This window comes from Pseudomonas sp. 1L-B-1-E-C1, from assembly GCF_057291835.1.
The window spans coordinates 37,644-55,517 of sequence record NZ_JBXAWN010000005.1 but is presented as its reverse complement, the minus strand read 5'-3'; the positions used below and the strand labels follow the sequence as shown (position 1 = coordinate 55,517).

Sequence of the window (17,874 nt, the reverse complement as noted above, 5' to 3'; positions counted from 1 at the left end):
AGAGGACGATCCATGCAGGAGCAACCTTTGGTGGTGATAAGCGGCGCCAGTGCCGGCGTTGGCCGCGCGGTGGCCCATCGGTTTGCTGCTGGCGGCTACCGCATCGGCTTGCTGGCGCGGGATCCGGCGGGACTTGCCGCTACGCAAGAGGAACTGCGAGCGTATGGCGTTCAGGTTGAAACCGTCAGCGTCGACGTCGCCGATGCGCTCGCCGTGCAAGAGGCTGCCCAACAACTGGAAGCCACACTCGGGCCGCTGGCGGTCTGGATCAATGCGGCTATGGTCACCGTGCTTTCGCCTATAGAGCAACTGTCCGCGGCGGAGATCGAGCGCGTCACTCAGGTGACCTATCTGGGCACCGTCCACGGTACGTTGGCAGCCTTGTCGTTGATGCGCCCGCGCAACACGGGGCTGATTATTCAAGTTGGCTCGGCATTGGCTTATCGCGCTATCCCGCTGCAGGCCGCTTACTGTGGGGCGAAATTCGCCGTGCGCGGTTTTACCGATTCATTGCGTTGCGAGTTGCTGCATGAACGCAGCCGCATCCGGGTGTGCATGGTGCAACTGCCGGCGATCAATACGCCGCAGTTCGACTGGGCGCGCAACAAACTGCCCAGACGCCCGCAACCGGTGCCGCCGATTCATGACCCCGACGTGGCAGCGCGGGCGATTTTCAGCGTGGTCAAGCATCCGCCGCGAGAGTTGTGGCTGGGGTGGTCGACGATCAAGGCGATCATCGGCCAGTCCGTCATGCCGGGATTGCTCGACCGCTTGCTGGCGCGCAGTGCCTGGACCGGTCAGCAGACCAATGAGCCTGAAGATAACGAGCATCCGGACAACCTGTTCGAGCCGCAGCCGGGGTTGCATCAGACGCGTGGTCGCTTCGTCGGCCGTTCGAAGGACGCGGCATTGGCGCTGACCTCCACTCAGGTGACGGCAATATCGGCGGTAATTGCCGTACTGGTGGGCGTGGTTCTTTTACAGTTCTGATTGTTCCCCGCTTCGCTCAAGGGTTGACGGATTTCAAAGCGCCAGCCGAAGGCTTGAGTTTTTCCTGCAGATCCCGGGCGGTTTTTGCCTGTTTCTCGATGCCCGGGAGCGCGGATTGGGCAAAGGCCTTGAGCTGCGGATCTTGCGATGACATGGCTTCTTTCTTGAACAGCATCAGCTTTTGCTCAAGGGTTTCGGCCTGGCTATCGATGTAGATGCGGTCGAAGGCATCGTCCCGAGACTCAAGGCGCAGTTGCTTGGCTTTCGATGCCACCGAAGGTTCTGTGGGGACCGCCATGCGCTGGCTTTGCCCCAGTTGCCTGAGCTGCTTATCGAAACGCTCATGGTCGGCGATCATTTGTCTGGCGAACGCTTTGACCTCGGGCAGGGTGCCCTTTTCCAATGCGATGTGTGCGCTGTTGTTCTGGAACAGGCTCTGCTGGGCCGCTTCCTCGACAAAAGCATCAAGCGTGTCCGCGTGGCCGGACTGAACGCTCAGGACCAATAGTGCAAGACAGATTGCGGCAAGTGATTTCATGGTGCGTAACCTCCGCAGAATCAATGGGCGGTCGGGTGCATGGCAGCAATTATTGCGGTACATGCACCTTTGATGAGCATCGCGGACAAGTATTCAAGCCAATGCGCTTGATGGCGACCGACGGCGCGCCTCTCCCGGAAGAAGAGGGGCCGTGGTCTGGCTCAGATTTCCTTGACCGGTGTCTCGCCTTGTACCGCTTTGATGAGGTTGATCACGTGCAGACAATCGGCCTTGTTCACGTACGATTCGCCACTGGCGACGGTCTCGTGGTTGCGCGCGCGCAGGCGCCAGCGCCATTGGCCTTTGCCAGTGCTCGGGGTGCCTCGGGTTTGTCGGTAGATTTCGAAATACATACGGTTCGCTCCCTGCGATCAATGTACGCCAGCCTGTGTGGCGCATCGACGCAAGCCTAGCGCAGACGGTTTTTTTGGCTATCGGGGATTTGTTTCCAATCGTTCGCGGATGTTTCTGAAAGACGCTGGCCAGAGCGCCGCAACTGACTGGCGAATTGGCCGAAATGACGCCGTGTCCTGCTTGCACGCGCGTGCCTGCTACTGCTTAATACGGGACGGCTCATGGCCTCGAAGAACTTTCGATGACCGACCAACTATAAGAAGAGCACTCCTTTGACTGAGCACGGAACGCAACAGGCCGGGCAGGTGACGTTGTCGCTGGTGATCCCCGTTTTCAACGAGGTCGACAGCCTCGACAGCTTTCTTTCGCGCATCGACGAGGTCTTTCAAGCGCAAGCGCTGATCGATCTTGAACTGGTGTTCATCAACGACGGCAGTACCGATGCAACGCTTGAGCGCTTGCTTGAACGGCAGCGGCAAGACGCGCGTCTGCGTATCGTCGATCTGAGTCGCAATTTCGGCAAGGAGGCGGCGTTGTCGGCCGGCCTGCAAATGGCATCCGGGCAGGTCGTGGTGCCGATTGACGTCGATTTGCAGGATCCGCCTGAAGTCATTCTGCAAATGATCGAGCGCTGGCGCGAAGGCTACGAAGTGGTGCTCGGCCATCGTGTCAGCCGCCGCAGCGACACCTGGGCCAAATCGACCTCGGCCCACTGGTTCTATCGCCTGCACAATCGCATCGCCGAACAGCCTTTACCGGAAAACGTCGGCGACTTCCGCCTGATGGATCGCTGCGTGGTCGATGCCTTGTTGACCCTGCCCGAGTCGCGCCGCTTCATGAAAGGCCTGTTTGCCTGGGTCGGTTTTCGTACCACCCACGTCGATTACGAGCGCCCCGAGCGCGTGGCGGGGCAGAGCAAATTCAATGGCTGGCGGCTGTGGAATTTCGCTCTGGAGGGCATCACCAGTTTCAGCACCGAGCCACTGCGAATCTGGACGTACCTGGGGGCGTCGGTCTCGCTGGTGTCGTTCGCGTTCGCGATATTCATCGTGTTGCGCACGCTGATCCACGGCGTCGACTTGCCCGGTTATGCATCGCTGATGGTCGCCGTGACCTTTCTTGGCGGGCTGCAGCTGATTGGCATCGGCGTGCTCGGCGAATACCTCGGCCGCACTTATATCGAATCGAAACGCCGGCCGGTTTTTCTGGTGCGTCGCGTCTACGACCCCAAGGACTGACAGATGGATCTCAAGGAAACCGACATCCTCGGCGACAGCATCGACGAGCATTGGTACTACTGCTCCAAAGCCGCCGCTACCCGTCGTCTGCTGGGTGACAGTCCGATCCGGCGAATACTCGATGTCGGCGCCGGCTCGGGTTTCTTCTCGCACCATTTGCTGACTCACACCGGCGCCTGCGAGGCGTGGTGCGTCGACATCAGTTACCCTGCCGATTCAAGCGCCACCACCGCTGGCAAACCGGTGCATTACCGGCGCGGTATCGACAACATCGAGGCCGATCTGGTGTTGCTGATGGACGTGCTGGAGCATGTCGATGACGACCTCGGTCTGCTCAAGAGCTATGTCGATAAAGTGCCCTCGGGCAGTCGCTTTCTGATGACGGTTCCGGCGTTTCAATTTCTCTGGAGCGGCCACGACGACTTTCTCGAACACAAGCGCCGCTACACCCTCGCGCAATTCGAAACCCTGACTCGCGATGCCGGATTGACCGTACAACGCGGCGCCTATTATTTCGGCGCGGTGTTCCCGATCGCAGCCGCGTTGCGCTTGTTGCCGCAGGCTTCCAGGGATGTATCGCCACAGTCGCAGCTCAAGCGCCATCATCCGCTGGTCAACACCGTGCTCAAGACCCTGTGCCGACTGGAGTTGCCGCTGATGGGCATGAACCGGCTGGCGGGTTTGAGCGTTTTCGTGCTGGCGCGCAAACCGTGATCGTCAGCGACAGATCAGCGCTGATCCGCCGTGGTCTGCGCTTCGCCCTGACCGGGCTGCTCGTCACTGCATTGCACGCGCTGGTGGCGGTAATGTTCATCCACTTCATCGCGCCCGAGCCGCCGCTGGCCAATGGTTTTGCCTTCGCCGTGGCGACCGTGGTGTCTTATGTGATCAATACCACGTGGAGCTTTTCCGCCCGTTTGCATGGGCGCACATTGCTGCGCTTTCTGACGGTGTCGGCGGGCGGTTTTCTGCTGGCGATGCTGGTTGCCTGGGCTGCGCAGATGGCCGGGTTGAATTATCTGTTCGGGATAGGCGCAGTGGCCTTGACGATTCCAGCGTTCACCTTCGTTTTGCACAATTTCTGGACGTATCGATGAAGGCCTGGAACAGATCTTCGGCGCTGGCAGTCCTGCCCTTGCTGTTCGGTGCGCTGGCGTTTTTCATGGTCATCGGCCCGCGTGCGCTCGACCCACGGAACATCGCCTGGCTCAGCGATGGCGATCCGGCGACGCATTATCTGGGCTGGGTATTCTTCCGCCAGTCGCCGTGGACTTTTCCCTTGGGGCTCAACCCGTCCTATGGCATTGAACTGGGCAGCGCGATCATTTTTTCCGACTCCAATCCGCTGTTGGCATTGCTGTTCAAACCGTTCAACGCCTGGCTACCGGAGACGTTCCAGTATTTTGGCCTGTGGCTGCTGACGTGTTTCGTTCTGCAAGCCTGGTTTGGCTGGAAACTGCTCGGCCTGGTGACGAATAACGTTGTCATCCGGCTACTGGCTACGGGGTTACTGATATTTTCCCCGCCGATGTTCGTTCGCGCCGGAGGACATCTGTCCCTGGCCGGGCATTTTCTGGTTTTGGCCGCACTTTATCTGGCGCTGCATCCAGCGTTGCAACGACGACGAATCGCCTGGGGCAGCCTGCTGGCGGCGACAGCGCTGGTGCATGCGTATCTGCTGGTGATGGTGGCGTTGATCTGGGTTGCTGATTTGTTCGGCAAAGTCATGCTCGCCCGGTTGACCCGTCGTCAGGGGCTGATCGAGTTCGTCGGCCTGTTCGCACTGGTCAGCGCGTGTTGCTGGCAGGCCGGCTACTTCAGCATTGCTGACGGTACCGGCAGCGGAGGTTTCGGGTTTTACCGCATGAATCTGCTGGCGCCCTTCGATTCGGATGGCTGGTCGCAGGTGTTGCCGGATATCCGCATGGCCGGCGGCGATTACGAGGGCTTCAATTATTTCGGCCTCGGCGTTCTGTTGCTGTTGCCGATGGCCGCAGTGGCGGGGTTGCGCAGCAGGCGTTCGATAAGGGCGGCGCTGGGCAAACATGCATGGCTGGTGTTGGCGCTGATTGGTCTGACCCTGTTCGCCTTGTCCCATCACATTGGTGTCGGCACGCAGACTTTCAGTTATCCGCTGCCGTCATTCGTCGAGCGACTGGCGAGTATTTTTCGCGCTTCAGGGCGTCTGTTCTGGCCGGTTTTTTATGCGCTCGAGTTGCTCCTCGTGTATCTGGTTGTGCGTGGCTATCGCGCGTCGATTGCCTTGGGATTATTGACCCTGGCGCTGGTCGTGCAGGTGGTCGATACGCGTAACGGCTGGGCGGGACTGCGCGCGGCGAGGATGGTAACGCCCGCTTCGGTATGGGCCAGTCCCATGCACGATCCGTTCTGGGACAGCGCGGCTGCTCATTACAAAAAAGTTCGCGGATGGCCGCCGCAAAACCAGTCTGAGCGCTGGCAAGCCATCGCTGATTTCGCCAGCACGCATGGGTTGCAAACCGATGCGGTGTACATGGGCCGCATGAGCATTTCAGCGCTCGACAAGGTGCAGCGCGAGGCCAGGCATCGGCTGCAAACCGGTGAGTACGAAGCTGATTCGCTGTACATCCTCGACGATGACGCGCTGGCTCTGGCGGTCAAAAGCGTCCATAGCGATAGTGATCTGCTGACCCGGGTCGATGATTTCGTCGTCCTCGCACCGGGCTGGAAGCGCTGTGCGCAATGTCTGCCGATGGTCGACGAGGGGCGCTCGCTGGCATCGATTGCGCTGAGTCGGCCCGGAGAGATCCACACGTTCGATCGCAAGAGTCGCCAACTGGTCAAGGGTTGGGGCGCGCCTGAAGCGTGGGGCACATGGAGCGAGGGCCAGGACGCCGAACTTGTGCTACGCCTGCCACCGCAAGCGAAATCGGTTGTGATCGACGCGTTGGCTTTCGTCATGCCGCCAACGCACGCTCAGCGGGTCATCGTCAGGCTCAACGGTGTTGAGGTTTTGTCTGCTCGGCTGACAACCTTTCAAGGCAACTCGCTGGAAATCCCGTTGAACGAAGCGCTCAGGCAAACCTTGTCGAAGGATGACACGGTACGACTTCAACTGCATTTGCCGGACGCCACCAGCCCGCGCAGCCTGGGCGTGAGTGATGATCCACGCGTCATGGGCCTGGGCATCAAATCCCTGACCGTGCGGTAAACCGCGCAAAGGTTGATGGACGCAAAGCCCAAGGCCTTTCTACACTGCCGCTATTCCGGGGAGCAGGGGGGGCAATGGATGAACCGCAATGAACTACGCAAGGCCGACATCAACCTCATGGTGGTGTTCGAGACCCTGATGCTCGAACGCAACGTGACCCGCGCGGCGGAAAAATTGTTCCTTGGCCAGCCGACCATCAGCTCGGCGCTCAACCGTTTGCGCACGATGCTCAACGATCCGCTGTTCATCCGCGTCGGCCATCGCATGGAACCGACGGCCCGTGCCGAAGATATTTACCGCCATCTCAAACCGGCGCTGGATTCACTGTCGGCGGCGCTGAGCCTGACCCGCGACTTCGACCCCGCCACCAGCACCATGACCTTTCGCATAGGCCTGTCCGATGATGTTGAATTCGGCCTGCTGCCGCCGCTGTTGCGCGCGCTGCGCCAAGAGGCACCGAACGTGGTGTTCGTCGTTCAGCATGTCGATTACTGGCGCATTCCCGACCTGCTCGCTGCCGGCGATATCACCGTCGGCATCAGCCAGACCCGTGGCCTGCCGGCCAACGCCAAACGCAAACTGCTGCGGCACATCCAGCCGAGCATCCTGCGCGCCGATGCTTCCGATACGCCGCTGACCCTCGACGAATACTGCGCTCGTCCGCATGTGCTGGTGTCGCACACGGCCAATGTCAGTGGCTACGCCGATGAATGGCTGGCGGAACTCGGTCGCACGCGGCAGGTGGTGTTGTCGGTGCCGCAGTACAGCGCACTGCCGGCGCTGCTGGCCGGTACCGATCTGATCGCGAGTCTGCCGGATTACACCGCAGCGGCGATGGCGGCATCCGGGGCGCTGTTCAAGGAACCGTTTCCGTTCAAGACGCCGACCCTGGACCTGTCGATGGTCTGGCTCAGCCACGTCGACAGCGACCCGGCCGAACGCTGGCTGCGCTCGCGGCTGGAAGCGTTCATGAGCGAACGGCCAACTGAGCACCACGATTCCTTGTAGGAGCTGCCGAAGGATGCGATCTTTTGATCTTGATTTTGCAAAAGACAAAATCAAAAGCTCGCAGCCTCGTTTCACTCGACAGCTCCTACAGAAGGTCCGCTCAGCCGCATGTGTTATACGTACGCCCCCGCACCCACCGACTGGAGATCCGCCATGCCACACCTGCACATGGAATACACCGCCAACCTGACGCAGTTGAACGCCGATCTCGCGCTGATCCGGCTCAACAACACCCTGGTCGGTTCCGGCCAGTTCGGCGCGGAGTTCGATATCAAGAGCCGCGCGATCAAGGTTGAGAACTTCAAGGTCGGCACGGCTCTCGGCGAGCGCGCCTTCGTTCATGTGAAGCTGGCACTGCTTAGCGGGCGCTCGGCGGAGATCAAAAAGCAGCTGTCGCAAAGCTTGCTGGCGGTGTTGCAGGAACTCTGCGAATGGCCGGTCGGGCTCGAAGTGCAACTGTGTGTCGAACTGCTCGACATCGATCGCGAGTCCTACAGCAAAGCGGCGATTGGCGTCTGAGTTTCAGACACTTTCCAACTCGCTGCACACCTGAATCACCTGCTCGCGCAGCCAGACGTTGGCGCTGTCCTGATCGGCGCCCTGGCTCCACTGCATGTCGAGGGTGAAGCCCGGCAATCCGTTCGGCGCCTCGCAATGATTGAACACTGCATCATTGGTCAGCAGACGCTGAATACGCCGGGGCAGGGTAAGGATAAAGTCAGTGCCGGTGATCATCTTCAACGCGGCGCTGTAGCTATTCGAACGCGCAACGATCTGACGTTTCTGCGCCTGCCGCGCCAGCCAGCCATCGACCATGTTGGTGCTTGAAGTCCATGGCGTCGGGAACACGTGCCGACGCTCGGTAAACGCTTGCAGACTCAGGCGCGGCTCCAGTGGCGTGGCACGTTTGTCGAAGACGCAGACCAGATCGTCCTCCAGCAACATTCGCGACTTCAGATCGGCATGCTGGCGGTGAAAATGCGGGCCGAAACTGATGACCAGATCAAGACTGCCATCGCGTAACTCCTCGGCGGGCACGTCCGTTTCGAACTTGTGCATGTTGACCATCACCGGCAGGTCGTCGAAGTCAAAGCGCTTCAACAGACGCGGCAGGATCAACTGCTCGAAATACTCCGGGGCGCAGATGTTGAAGGTCACCGCCTGCCGGCTCGGGTCGAAGGCCGGGGCACCAGCGTGGCAGAGGTTGATGCTTTCGAGGATCTTCTGCACATGGCCGTACATGCTGCAGGCCTTGTACGTCGGGCGCATTCCGGTGCGGGTGTTGATGAACAACTCGTCCTCGAAACTGGTGCGCAGTTTCTTCAGGCAATAACTGACGGTGGACTGGCTGACGAACAGGGTTTCCGAAACATCGGTGACGCTGCTCTGCTCGTACACGGCGACAAATACCATCAAATCCTGCATGTCGAGCTTGCGAAGCAAATTACTGTTCAGCATGAGTTCCGTCTCGCTGTGCCCTTGCGCCGAAATTCGCGCAAACGTGTGCGTACGATCCTAACGGAACGATGGTGCCAGGAGAAACCCTCGTAGGACATTTCACAGACACATGTGGGACAGAAACTTTTAGCAACACGACGTTGGCTGCCTGGCGGCGAAAAGCTGGCCAGAGGCCTCTAGACCGGGCGAGGCAAGTAACGTGCGTATTGCCGCGGATCGAAGCGCGTAACCATCAGCAGCATGACCGCCATCACCGCAGTCAACGCCCACCACGCGCCTTCGAAGCTACCCAGTCGATCGCGAATCATCCCTGCCAACAGCGGCGAGAGGCCTGCGATCAGATAACCGATCCCCTGTACAAACGCGGTGAGGCCACCGGCGCGCTGCGGGTCATCGCAATGATCCAATGCGACGATCAGGCTCATCGGAAACAGGTCACCGATGCCCAGCCCCAACAGACACGGCCACAGCAGGGCCAGATACGCCGGGGCGAGAATCAGCCCGCAGAAACCGCCGATGACCAGTAACAGCAGAGCCGCCAATATCCGGCGTCGATCACGGCTGCGATTGGCGATAGCCGGCACTGCCAGCCCGGAAATGACCTCCATCGCTGTAAGAAAACCCAACAGCAGCCCGGCGTGTTGTTCGCTCCAGCCTTTTTCCACGTAGTACGGGGCGAGCCAAGCGAGGACACAGGTGTAGGACGCGGTCCCGAGGCCAAAGAAAATCGCCAGCAACCAGGCGCGACGGCGCGTGATGAAGGACTCCCTCTTGCTCGCCCTTGATGTGGCATGCGCGGGCTGTAAACACCAGACCAGCAATGCAAGCAACGCCAGCCCGGCCCAAATGGCCAGCGCCGCGCGCCAACTCCCCGTCTGGATCATCACCAGCGGCGCGAACGATGCGGCAATCGCGGCGCCGGCCATGATCGACGTCACGTAGACGCCCATGCACAACGCCACGTTGTCAGCAAAGCGCGATTTGATCAGCGCCGGCATCAACGCCTGGATCAACGCGATGCCAAGGCCGGCCAATATTGCACTGACGATCAATTCGGCCGCCGAATGGATAAACAGCCGCGATAAGGTCGCCACACCGATGATCAGCAACGACAGCAGCACCGTGCGCTGTTCGCCCAGGCGCTGGCTGATACTCAGGCCGAACAACATCGCCAGACCCATGGCCATCACCGGCAGCATGGTCAGCAAAGAGGCGAGGCTGAAACTCAGCGGGATGTCGCCACGTATCGCCGAAAGCAACGGCCCGATCGCTGCCATTGAAGGACGAAGATTGAGCGCGACGAGGACGATTGCGAGCATCAGCCAGACAGCGGGGCGGGTGTGATTCATCAGCAGGCCTTCAATTGCAGGGGCTGGTGATTAGGCGTGGCGTCGCTCGGATCGGCAAATCAGAAAATCCCTGTCCAGACCTAGAAACTCGATAACACCGAGGTTCCCCTGTGGGAGCGAGCCTGCTCGCGAATGCTTTCTTTCAGATAAACAATCATTTGCTGACACTCCGCTTTCGCGAGCAGGCTCGCTCCCACAGAGGAAAATGTGAAAGACCTGAAACTGAATAAAACCTGAACCATTCTCAAATACTCGCAAAGTTTCACGTGAGTACTTCGAAGCAACTATTCATTAGCATCTTTTTCACGAAAAATTGATCCATGGCTGCCTAAAGTTTGTCATGCCTCGGTGAATGGAATTTTCACAATTGACGAGGTTCTTCTTTCAGGAACAGTCATTCATCATGTTGAAGCTAAAAGCCGTGCGCCCGGAATGGGTGACGTTGTTTGCCAGCGCCTTTTTGTTGATCGGTTTCAATCTGGTGCTGTGGCAACACTTGTTCGAGATCACTGCCGCCGATGGCAGGGGGATCGCCATGCGCGTGGCGTTCGGCGTGATGGTCTTTGCCGCGTTCAATATTGTGCTGACGTTGTTCGCGTTCCGGCCGCTGCTTAAACCGCTATTGACCTTGTTGTTTTTGATCAGCGCTGGCGTGGCTTATTTCATGAGTCAATATGGCGTCATGATGGATGCAGGCATGTTTCGCAACTTCGCTGAAACCAACATGACGGAAGTGCGTGATCTACTCTCGCTGAAGTTGTTTGCCTATATTGTCTTGCTGGGTATTGTGCCGTGTTTGTTGTTGTGGAAAGTGCCGGTAAGTTATCGGCGCTGGCACCGTGAGTTGTTCAGTAAAGTTATTGTCAGTGTCGCCTCTGCGGCGGTGATTGGTGGTGTGGCACTGGCCAACTATCAAGGCTTGTCTTCACTGTTTCGCAATCACCACGAAATTCGCCTGATGCTGGTGCCGAGCAATTACATCGGCGCATCCCTCGGCTACCTGCAGGAACAAGTCGTCTCGGCGCAGCAGCCTTTCATCAGGATCGGCGAGGATGCCCGGCGCAATCCCGACTTGCAGTTGCAGCCACGTAAGTCGCTGACCGTGCTGGTGGTCGGGGAAAGTGCGCGGGCGCAGAACTTCGGCATTCTCGGATACGACCGCGACACCACGCCGCAACTCGAGAAGGAAGCAGGCTTGATCGCCTTCACCGATGTGCATTCCTGCGGCACGGAAACGGCGGTCTCGGTGCCGTGCATGTTCTCCAACATGGGTCGCAAGGATTACAACGCCAGCAAGGCCAGGAACGAAGAAGGCTTGCTCGATGTACTCAAGCGCGCTGGCATCGACGTGATCTGGCGCGATAACCAGTCCGGCTGCAAAGGCACTTGCGATCGCGTCACGGTGCAGGATGTCAGCAAGTTGCAGGATCCGGCACTGTGCGCCAACAGCGAATGCCGCGATGAAATCCTCCTGCAAGGTCTGCAAGGTTTCATCGATCATCTGGATAAAGACACCGTGCTGGTTCTGCATCAGATGGGCAGTCATGGCCCGGATTACTTCAAGCGTTACCCCAAGGAATACGAACACTTCACCCCGGTCTGTGAAAGTAACGCGCTGAACAATTGCAGCCGGGAAAGTATCGTCAATGGCTACGACAACACGCTAGTGTACACCGACCATGTGTTGGCGAGCCTGATCGATGTGCTGCGCAATAATCAGGACAAAGTCGACACCGCCATGCTCTATCTGTCGGACCACGGTGAATCGCTGGGCGAGTACAACCTGTTTCTGCATGGTACGCCTTACATGCTGGCGCCCGAGCAGCAGAAGCATGTAGCGATGCTGGCGTGGTTCTCCGACAGCTACCAGAAAGCCTATTCGGTCGACACGCACTGCCTGCAAATGAGCCGTGACAAGCCGCTGAGTCAGGACAACCTGTTTCACTCGATGCTCGGCCTGCTCGAAGTGCGCAGCAGCGTCTATCAGCCGGCGCTGGACATGTTTGCCGGCTGTCGCGGCGCGGTGATCGATGGCGTGTTGGCCAAGCAGTGAGGCGTTTGCGGCCCGTCGCGTCGATGCGACGGGCCTTTCTGTTTCTGCTGTCAGACTATTCTTGCTGACAGGCAAGACATTTCCTTACAGCTCTTGCCCTTCACAGGCGCGTAAATCGCCGGTGGCGATATATACTGCGCGCCATTCTTCAAGGGAGAGCCGTGTGGCTATCGATATTCACTGGATTCGCGACAACGAAAGCCTCGCGCAGTTTTGCGCCGAGTGGCAGCAACTGCCGTTCGTTGCCCTCGACACCGAATTCATGCGGGTCGACACCTTCTACCCGATTGCCGGCCTGTTGCAGATTGGCGACGGCAAACGCGCCTACCTGATCGATCCGCTGACCATCAACGCCTGGCAACCGCTGGCCGCATTGCTGGAAAACCCGGCGGTATTGAAAGTCCTGCACGCCTGCAGCGAAGATCTTGAAGTGCTGCTGCGCCTGACCGGCAGCCTGCCGGCGCCGCTGTTCGACACGCAACTGGCCGCCGCCTACCTGAACCTCGGCTTCTCGATGGGCTATTCGCGATTGGTGCAGGAGGTGCTCGGCATCGACCTGCCCAAGGGTGAGACCCGCTCCGACTGGTTGCAGCGTCCGCTGTCCGAAACCCAGATCAGCTATGCCGCCGAAGATGCCGTGCATCTGGCCGAGGTGTTCGTCGAATTGCGGCCCAGGCTGTCGGACGACAAGTTCGCCTGGGTCCTGGAGGATGGCGCCGAACTGGTCGCCAATCTGCGCCGCGAAACCGATCCGTACGAGGTCTATCGCGAAGCGAAACTGGCTTGGAAGCTGTCCCGTGCGCAACTCGCCGTGCTGCGTGAACTGTGCGCCTGGCGCGAAAAAGAAGCCCGCGCCCGCGACTTGCCGCGCAACCGTATCGTCCGGGAACACTCGCTGTGGCCCTTGGCCCGCACGCAGCCGGATAACCTCGCGGCGCTGGGCAAGATCGAAGACATGCACCCGCGTACCGTGCGTCAGGACGGTCAGTTTCTGCTTGATCTGATCAAGCGCTCTGGCAGTGTGGGGCCTGATCAATGGCCGCCGGCGGTGCCGGAGCCTTTGCCGATCGAAGCCGCTGCGTTGATCAAACAACTGCGCGCTTTGGGTCAGGCCGAGGCCGAACGCCTCGGAATTGCCCCGGAACTGATGCTGCGCAAGAAAACCCTCGAAGCCCTGGTCAAAAGCGGCTACCCCGAGGGGCCTTACCAATTGCCCGATTCGTTGCGTGGCTGGCGCCGCGAATTGCTCGGCCAGAAGCTGCTCGACAGCCTGACCACCGCCGGAGAACAGCCTTGAAACGTATTTGTTCCATCTACCAAAGCTCCAAGCGCAGCGGCATGTATCTCTATGTGCTCAAGAGCGATGCGCTGGAGCGCGTGCCGGAAGCGCTGATGCTGGCGTTCGGCAAGCCGAAACATTCCTTCGATCTGGTGCTGTCGCCTGAGCGCAAACTGGCCAGCGAAGACATCACCGTGGTCCTGGAAAACCTCGACAAGCAGGGCTATCACCTGCAGATGCCACCGGCCGAGGACGAGTACATCGAGCACTTGCCCGAAGAGTTGCTGCGACGCAACGACCCGGTCTGACCCGCGAGGCCCTGTCCTGGGCCTCGGTTAACCCTGGAACTGTTTTTACCGCGATGGCCGGACCGAACCCGGCGGCCGTCTGCACGGTTTGCGAAAGGTTTGAAGATGCGCGTTCTGATTGCCGAACACGACCACGCGATATACGCCCGACTGCTGCGTCAGGCGCTGCCCGAACTGGAAGTCCTGACCAGCGGCGACTCCGCCGAACTGGCCCGTCAGGCCGCTGATTGCCCGGTGTGGCTGGGCCAGCCGGATCTGCTGGCGACCCTGTTGCGTCAGGGGCATCAACCGCAATGGCTGCAATCGACCTGGGCCGGCATCACGCCACTGCTCGCCGATGGCCTGCGCCGCGATTATCGCCTGACCCGCGCGGTGGGGATTTTCGGTCAGGTCATGGCCGAATATGTGCTCACCTACATCCTCGGCCACGAGCGCGAAGTGTTGGCGCGGCTGGTCAGCCAGGTCGAGCGTAAGTGGGACAACCGCAGCGGCCAGAGTCTGGTCGGGCGCAAGGTGCTGATCGTCGGCACCGGTGACATCGGCCAGAGTGTCGCGCAGTTTCTGCTGCCGTTCGGCGTCGAGTTATACGGCATCGCCAGCAGCGCCCGCGAACAGGCGCCGTTTGTCGAAGTTGGTGCGCTGGCCGATCTGCCACGGTTAGTCGGTGAGGTGGATTACGTGGTCAATCTGCTGCCGAACACCGAACACACCCACGATATCTACGACGCGGCGCTGTTCAAGCAATTCAAGCCGACCGGTTTGTTCATCAACGCCGGACGCGGGGTTGCGGTGGTCGATGCCGATCTGGTCGAGGCCTTGAAAGAAGGGCACCTGGCCGGCGCGGTGATCGACGTTTGCCGTCAGGAGCCATTGCCGCAACGTCACCCGTTCTGGACCGCGTGGGGCTTGCTGCTGACCGGGCACAGCTCGGCACCGACATCGCCGGTGCTGATGGTGGATTTGTTTGTGCAGAACCTGAAGGCGTACGAGGCGGGTGAAGCGTTGCGCGGGGAAGTGGATTTCACCCGCGGATATTGAGGTGTCATCAAAAGATCGCAGCCTTCGGCAGCTCCTACAGGGGAGTGCATTCCAGATGTAGGAGCTGCCGAAGGCTGCGATCTTTTGCTTTTCAGAGAGAGGGTGAAATCGCCTTCAGCCACCGGATCGCTCAAGGGCGGCGCGAGGCAATAGAACCATTGGGCGGCGCTGGGGCTGACAAGCGGATTTACCGACAGTCGCCAGCGCTTGGCCCTCGCGCCCGCTGGCACTAGACTGGCGGCCTTTTCACCAACTTGATGTTGATGCTTGAACCATGGCCGCCATAGTCGAACCGTTCTGGAAACGCAAAACCCTCGATCAACTCGATCATGAGGAGTGGGAGTCGCTGTGCGACGGCTGCGGTCTGTGCTGCCTGCAAAAGCTCGAGGATGAGGAAGACAACAGCGTGTATTACACGCGCATCGCCTGCAAACTGCTGGATCTGAAAACCTGTCAATGCAGCGATTATCCGAACCGGATCAAGTTTGTCCCGGACTGCATCCAGCTCACCCCGGGGCAGGCGGAAGAGTTCAAATGGCTGCCGCCGACCTGCGGTTATCGTCTGGTCAGCGAGGGCAAGGATCTGCCGTTATGGCATCACTTGGTGTGTGGCGACCGCGACGCGGTGCACCATGAGCGGATTTCCCAATCCGGGCGAATGCTCGCCGAAGGCAGCGTGGCGGAGGATGACTGGGAAGATCATCTGATTTTTCGCGCGGGCTGATGAGGTGGTGGGGTGTTGAACCCGTAAAGATCAAAAGATCGCAGCCTTCGGCAGCTCCTACAATGGAAAACGTGATTCCGTGTAGGAGCTGCCGCAGGCTGCGATCTTTTGCTTTAAAGCCTCAGACGCCGGCTTTCGGCGAGGTCAGCGAATCATTGCCGGTAACAGTCGCCATTTCCGTGGCCACTTCGGCATTGGTTTTCAGCTTGTTCAGTTCTTCCCCGGCGCGTTCGATCTTCGCCCGTACGTTGCTCATGTCCTGACGGCCTTTTTCCAACAGGCTTTTCGCCGAGCAGTGGCCGGTGATACCACGGGCCACGGCCATGCCGCCGAGCGCCACTTGAATCAGGCCGAACACGCCGCCACGGCGCAGGCCCTTGCCGACCATCAGCACGCCGCCGGTCAACGAGCCGACGCGCTCCCAGCCATGCACGTTCTTGTGCGAAGGCGACTGGAACGGGGTGGATTCGATGCGTTCTACGCGTTTGAGCTCGCTCATGATCTATCTCCAGGCAGGGTGCGATTGATAGATAAGCTGACTGCCGGGGCGGTCAGCTTGTTCCATCGAATGTGCGACGCTTCAGCGGAATTTCGGCCCGGAGCGGGTGTTCAAGCCTTTGGCCATGCGGTCGTAGAGCACAACGTTGACCGTGGCGGCGAGGTTCATGCAGCCGGTGGTCGGGATGTACACGACGTCTTCGCACCAGTCGCGAATCTCTTTATCCAGCGAGCCGTCTTCCGGGCCGAAGATGTACAGGGCGCGGTCGGGGTGAGTGTATTCCGGCAGCGGTCGTGCGCCTTCGACCAGTTCCACGGCGACGGGCACGCAGTTGAGTGGGAGGATTTTTTTCAGGTCGTCGATGCCGATCAACGGGATGTCGTAGTGCACGCGTTTGGTGTCGGTGACGAAATCGGCGGCGCGTTCATAACGCTTGCCGGTGTAGAACACCGATGCCACGCCGTAACAGCCTGCGGCGCGCATCACCGAACCGACGTTCTCCGGTGATTTGGGGTTATACAAACCAATGCAGCTGTACCGTTTGTCTGCCACGAGCGGGGTGCCTTCGGGAAAAAGAGGGCGATTATACGGGGATAAGATCAAAAGATCGCAGCCTTCGGCGGCTCCTACAGTTGAATGGCGTACACCGTGTAAGAGCTGCCGAAGGCTGCGATCTTTTGCTTTTAATCTTCTTTTTTCATCAGGCCAGCCAGGGCTGCAAACGGGTTATGCGTGGCCTTGGCGATCTTCGGTGTGCTCAGCGAGCCGTCGCCGAAATACTGCTGGTCGGTGTAACGCGAGTGTTCGTTGTCGTGGCAATACAGGCACAACAGCTCCCAGTTCGAGCCGTCCTGCGGGTTGTTGTCGTGGTTGTGGTCACGGTGGTGCACGGTCAGTTCGCTCAGGCGCTTGCCGGAAAACTCACGGGCGCAGCGGCCGCAGACATGCGGATACATCTTCAGAGCCTTGTCGCGGTAGCCCATTTCCTTGTCGCGCTGATTGTCGGCGAGGATGCGGTCCAGCTTCGACGTGTTGGTGGGGGTGGACGAACTCATGGGTTCACCTTTGTAAAAGACTGATGACGGTTATGCGCAGAGTTTAGCTCAGCCCTTGAGCTTCTCGGCAATCCAGATCGTATGGCGGGTGCCCTTGTTGCCGTGGGCGAACACCTGAACTTCTTCGGCCTTGAAACCGGCCTTCTTCAATTTGTCGGAAAACTGCCGATCGGCGCTGGCCGACCACACGGCGAGCACACCTTTGGGGCGCAGGGCTTTGGCGCAGGCATTCAGACCAGCGGCCGAGTACAACCAACTGTTGGCTTTCTGGGTCAGGCCTTCAGGGCCGTTGTCGACATCGAGCATGATCGCGTCGAACCCGTTCGGCTCGCTTTGCAGCACCTTGGCCACGTCTTCCATGCGGATCACCGTGCGCGAATCAAGCAATGGCCGACCGGATTTTTCTCCAAGCGGGCCGCGATTCCACTCGACCACGCCGGGCACCAGCTCAGCGACCACCACTTCGGCGGCCTTGCCCAGATGCTTGAGCGCGGAGGCGAGGGTGAAGCCCATGCCCAGGCCACCGATCAGCACGCGCGAATTCGGCCGGCCGGCGACCTTGCGGCAGGGAATCTCGGCCAATGCGTCTTCGGAACCGTGCATGCGCGTGTTCATCAACTGCCCGCCATCGCCGCCCTGGATCTTGATGACGAAGTCCTCGCCATACTCGAACAGGCACAGGGCACCGCCGTTTTCGGGGATCGGGGTGGTGTCGAGCAGAACGAAACGTTTCATGGAAATCTCTAAAGGGGGGAAGGCAAGCAGGCGCGTTGGGAGTAGCCTGAGCACAGAC

General features: G+C 59.6%; 20 protein-coding genes. 12 read left to right on the top strand and 8 right to left on the bottom strand.

Annotation, left to right across the window (positions count from 1 at the left end; genetic code table 11):
- Window positions 1–12: 12 nt before the first annotated feature.
- Entirely contained in the window at window positions 13–990 is a 978-nt protein-coding gene (locus AC0Z4S_RS10300; protein WP_485622900.1) for an SDR family oxidoreductase, read from the top strand.
- A gap of 16 nt (window positions 991–1,006) precedes the next feature.
- On the opposite strand, the gene AC0Z4S_RS10295 is transcribed toward AC0Z4S_RS10300, so the two are convergent.
- Both AC0Z4S_RS10295 and AC0Z4S_RS10290 read right to left on the bottom strand, forming a co-directional pair.
- Window positions 1,007–1,528 carry a DUF4142 domain-containing protein gene (locus AC0Z4S_RS10295; RefSeq protein ID WP_485622899.1) on the bottom strand — a complete coding sequence of 174 codons (522 nt, stop codon included), beginning with the start codon at window positions 1,526–1,528 and terminating at the stop codon, window positions 1,007–1,009.
- Between the two features lie 161 nt (window positions 1,529–1,689).
- On the bottom strand, window positions 1,690–1,881 hold the full coding sequence (locus tag AC0Z4S_RS10290; protein ID WP_253500124.1) for a YegP family protein: 192 nt from the start codon (window positions 1,879–1,881) through the stop codon (window positions 1,690–1,692).
- A 273-nt stretch (window positions 1,882–2,154) separates the two neighbouring features.
- Between AC0Z4S_RS10290 and AC0Z4S_RS10285 the strand changes: the two genes are divergently transcribed.
- The 6 genes from AC0Z4S_RS10285 to AC0Z4S_RS10260 all read left to right on the top strand — a co-directional run bounded on the left by AC0Z4S_RS10285 (window position 2,155) and on the right by AC0Z4S_RS10260 (window position 7,837).
- A complete protein-coding gene (locus AC0Z4S_RS10285) occupies window positions 2,155–3,120 on the top strand; it encodes a glycosyltransferase family 2 protein (RefSeq protein ID WP_471879177.1) in 966 nt (321 codons plus the stop codon).
- Window positions 3,121–3,123: 3 nt separating this feature from the next.
- Window positions 3,124–3,834: a class I SAM-dependent methyltransferase gene (locus AC0Z4S_RS10280; protein ID WP_485622898.1), complete on the top strand. Its 711-nt coding sequence runs from the start codon at window positions 3,124–3,126 to the stop codon at window positions 3,832–3,834.
- Window positions 3,831–4,217: a GtrA family protein gene (locus AC0Z4S_RS10275; protein ID WP_253500131.1), complete on the top strand. Its 387-nt coding sequence runs from the start codon at window positions 3,831–3,833 to the stop codon at window positions 4,215–4,217. Before AC0Z4S_RS10280 ends, AC0Z4S_RS10275 begins: the two co-directional genes overlap by 4 nt.
- Window positions 4,214–6,310, top strand: a complete 2,097-nt coding sequence (locus AC0Z4S_RS10270) for a DUF6311 domain-containing protein (RefSeq protein ID WP_485622897.1) — start codon at window positions 4,214–4,216, stop codon at window positions 6,308–6,310. Before AC0Z4S_RS10275 ends, AC0Z4S_RS10270 begins: the two co-directional genes overlap by 4 nt.
- Window positions 6,311–6,388: 78 nt before the next feature.
- The gene (locus tag AC0Z4S_RS10265; protein ID WP_485622896.1) at window positions 6,389–7,318 is read left to right on the top strand and encodes a LysR substrate-binding domain-containing protein; all 930 of its coding nucleotides are present in this window, start codon (window positions 6,389–6,391) and stop codon (window positions 7,316–7,318) included.
- Window positions 7,319–7,471: 153 nt separating this feature from the next.
- Window positions 7,472–7,837, top strand: coding sequence for a 5-carboxymethyl-2-hydroxymuconate Delta-isomerase (locus AC0Z4S_RS10260; protein WP_485622895.1), 366 nt, complete (start codon window positions 7,472–7,474; stop codon window positions 7,835–7,837).
- A gap of 3 nt (window positions 7,838–7,840) precedes the next feature.
- Here the strand turns inward: AC0Z4S_RS10260 and AC0Z4S_RS10255 are convergent, their stop codons facing one another.
- Both AC0Z4S_RS10255 and AC0Z4S_RS10250 read right to left on the bottom strand, forming a co-directional pair.
- Entirely contained in the window at window positions 7,841–8,776 is a 936-nt protein-coding gene (locus AC0Z4S_RS10255) for a LysR family transcriptional regulator (protein WP_253500137.1), read from the bottom strand.
- 176 nt (window positions 8,777–8,952) lie between these two features.
- A complete protein-coding gene (locus AC0Z4S_RS10250; RefSeq protein ID WP_485622893.1) occupies window positions 8,953–10,125 on the bottom strand; it encodes a cyanate transporter in 1,173 nt (390 codons plus the stop codon).
- Between the two features lie 403 nt (window positions 10,126–10,528).
- On the opposite strand from AC0Z4S_RS10250, the gene AC0Z4S_RS10245 reads away from it, so the two are divergent.
- From AC0Z4S_RS10245 to AC0Z4S_RS10225, 5 genes are all read left to right on the top strand, one after another.
- On the top strand, window positions 10,529–12,178 hold the full coding sequence (locus AC0Z4S_RS10245) for a phosphoethanolamine transferase (RefSeq protein ID WP_485622892.1): 1,650 nt from the start codon (window positions 10,529–10,531) through the stop codon (window positions 12,176–12,178).
- A 163-nt stretch (window positions 12,179–12,341) separates the two neighbouring features.
- Window positions 12,342–13,475, top strand: coding sequence for a ribonuclease D (rnd, locus tag AC0Z4S_RS10240; protein ID WP_253500146.1), 1,134 nt, complete (start codon window positions 12,342–12,344; stop codon window positions 13,473–13,475).
- The gene (locus AC0Z4S_RS10235) at window positions 13,472–13,765 is read left to right on the top strand and encodes a YcgL domain-containing protein (protein WP_253500149.1); all 294 of its coding nucleotides are present in this window, start codon (window positions 13,472–13,474) and stop codon (window positions 13,763–13,765) included. Before rnd ends, AC0Z4S_RS10235 begins: the two co-directional genes overlap by 4 nt.
- A gap of 105 nt (window positions 13,766–13,870) precedes the next feature.
- Entirely contained in the window at window positions 13,871–14,803 is a 933-nt protein-coding gene (locus AC0Z4S_RS10230) for a D-2-hydroxyacid dehydrogenase (protein WP_253500152.1), read from the top strand.
- 274 nt (window positions 14,804–15,077) lie between these two features.
- The gene (locus AC0Z4S_RS10225) at window positions 15,078–15,527 is read left to right on the top strand and encodes a YcgN family cysteine cluster protein (protein WP_253500158.1); all 450 of its coding nucleotides are present in this window, start codon (window positions 15,078–15,080) and stop codon (window positions 15,525–15,527) included.
- Between the two features lie 121 nt (window positions 15,528–15,648).
- Here the strand turns inward: AC0Z4S_RS10225 and AC0Z4S_RS10220 are convergent, their stop codons facing one another.
- The 4 genes from AC0Z4S_RS10220 to AC0Z4S_RS10205 form a co-directional block, all read right to left on the bottom strand.
- On the bottom strand, window positions 15,649–16,026 hold the full coding sequence (locus AC0Z4S_RS10220; RefSeq protein WP_485622891.1) for a YgaP family membrane protein: 378 nt from the start codon (window positions 16,024–16,026) through the stop codon (window positions 15,649–15,651).
- Between the two features lie 81 nt (window positions 16,027–16,107).
- Window positions 16,108–16,578, bottom strand: a complete 471-nt coding sequence (locus AC0Z4S_RS10215; RefSeq protein WP_007911337.1) for an RNA methyltransferase — start codon at window positions 16,576–16,578, stop codon at window positions 16,108–16,110.
- 131 nt (window positions 16,579–16,709) lie between these two features.
- Window positions 16,710–17,081, bottom strand: coding sequence for a YajD family HNH nuclease (locus tag AC0Z4S_RS10210; protein ID WP_003222612.1), 372 nt, complete (start codon window positions 17,079–17,081; stop codon window positions 16,710–16,712).
- A 48-nt stretch (window positions 17,082–17,129) separates the two neighbouring features.
- Window positions 17,130–17,816: a spermidine synthase gene (locus tag AC0Z4S_RS10205; RefSeq protein ID WP_485622890.1), complete on the bottom strand. Its 687-nt coding sequence runs from the start codon at window positions 17,814–17,816 to the stop codon at window positions 17,130–17,132.
- Between the last annotated feature and the right edge of the window lie 58 nt (window positions 17,817–17,874).

Bases quoted from the DNA above. Each gene is read 5' to 3' on its own strand.
- AC0Z4S_RS10300 (WP_485622900.1), top strand. From the start codon at position 13: ATGCAGGAGCAACCTTTGGTGGTGATAAGCGGCGCCAGTGCCGGCGTT.
- AC0Z4S_RS10295 (WP_485622899.1), bottom strand. From the start codon at position 1,528: ATGAAATCACTTGCCGCAATCTGTCTTGCACTATTGGTCCTGAGCGTT.
- AC0Z4S_RS10290 (WP_253500124.1), bottom strand. From the start codon at position 1,881: ATGTATTTCGAAATCTACCGACAAACCCGAGGCACCCCGAGCACTGGC.
- AC0Z4S_RS10280 (WP_485622898.1), top strand. From the start codon at position 3,124: ATGGATCTCAAGGAAACCGACATCCTCGGCGACAGCATCGACGAGCAT.
- AC0Z4S_RS10270 (WP_485622897.1), top strand. From the start codon at position 4,214: ATGAAGGCCTGGAACAGATCTTCGGCGCTGGCAGTCCTGCCCTTGCTG.
- AC0Z4S_RS10265 (WP_485622896.1), top strand. From the start codon at position 6,389: ATGAACCGCAATGAACTACGCAAGGCCGACATCAACCTCATGGTGGTG.
- AC0Z4S_RS10260 (WP_485622895.1), top strand. From the start codon at position 7,472: ATGCCACACCTGCACATGGAATACACCGCCAACCTGACGCAGTTGAAC.
- AC0Z4S_RS10255 (WP_253500137.1), bottom strand. From the start codon at position 8,776: ATGCTGAACAGTAATTTGCTTCGCAAGCTCGACATGCAGGATTTGATG.
- AC0Z4S_RS10250 (WP_485622893.1), bottom strand. From the start codon at position 10,125: ATGAATCACACCCGCCCCGCTGTCTGGCTGATGCTCGCAATCGTCCTC.
- AC0Z4S_RS10245 (WP_485622892.1), top strand. From the start codon at position 10,529: ATGTTGAAGCTAAAAGCCGTGCGCCCGGAATGGGTGACGTTGTTTGCC.
- AC0Z4S_RS10230 (WP_253500152.1), top strand. From the start codon at position 13,871: ATGCGCGTTCTGATTGCCGAACACGACCACGCGATATACGCCCGACTG.
- AC0Z4S_RS10225 (WP_253500158.1), top strand. From the start codon at position 15,078: ATGGCCGCCATAGTCGAACCGTTCTGGAAACGCAAAACCCTCGATCAA.
- AC0Z4S_RS10220 (WP_485622891.1), bottom strand. From the start codon at position 16,026: ATGAGCGAGCTCAAACGCGTAGAACGCATCGAATCCACCCCGTTCCAG.
- AC0Z4S_RS10210 (WP_003222612.1), bottom strand. From the start codon at position 17,081: ATGAGTTCGTCCACCCCCACCAACACGTCGAAGCTGGACCGCATCCTC.
- AC0Z4S_RS10205 (WP_485622890.1), bottom strand. From the start codon at position 17,816: ATGAAACGTTTCGTTCTGCTCGACACCACCCCGATCCCCGAAAACGGC.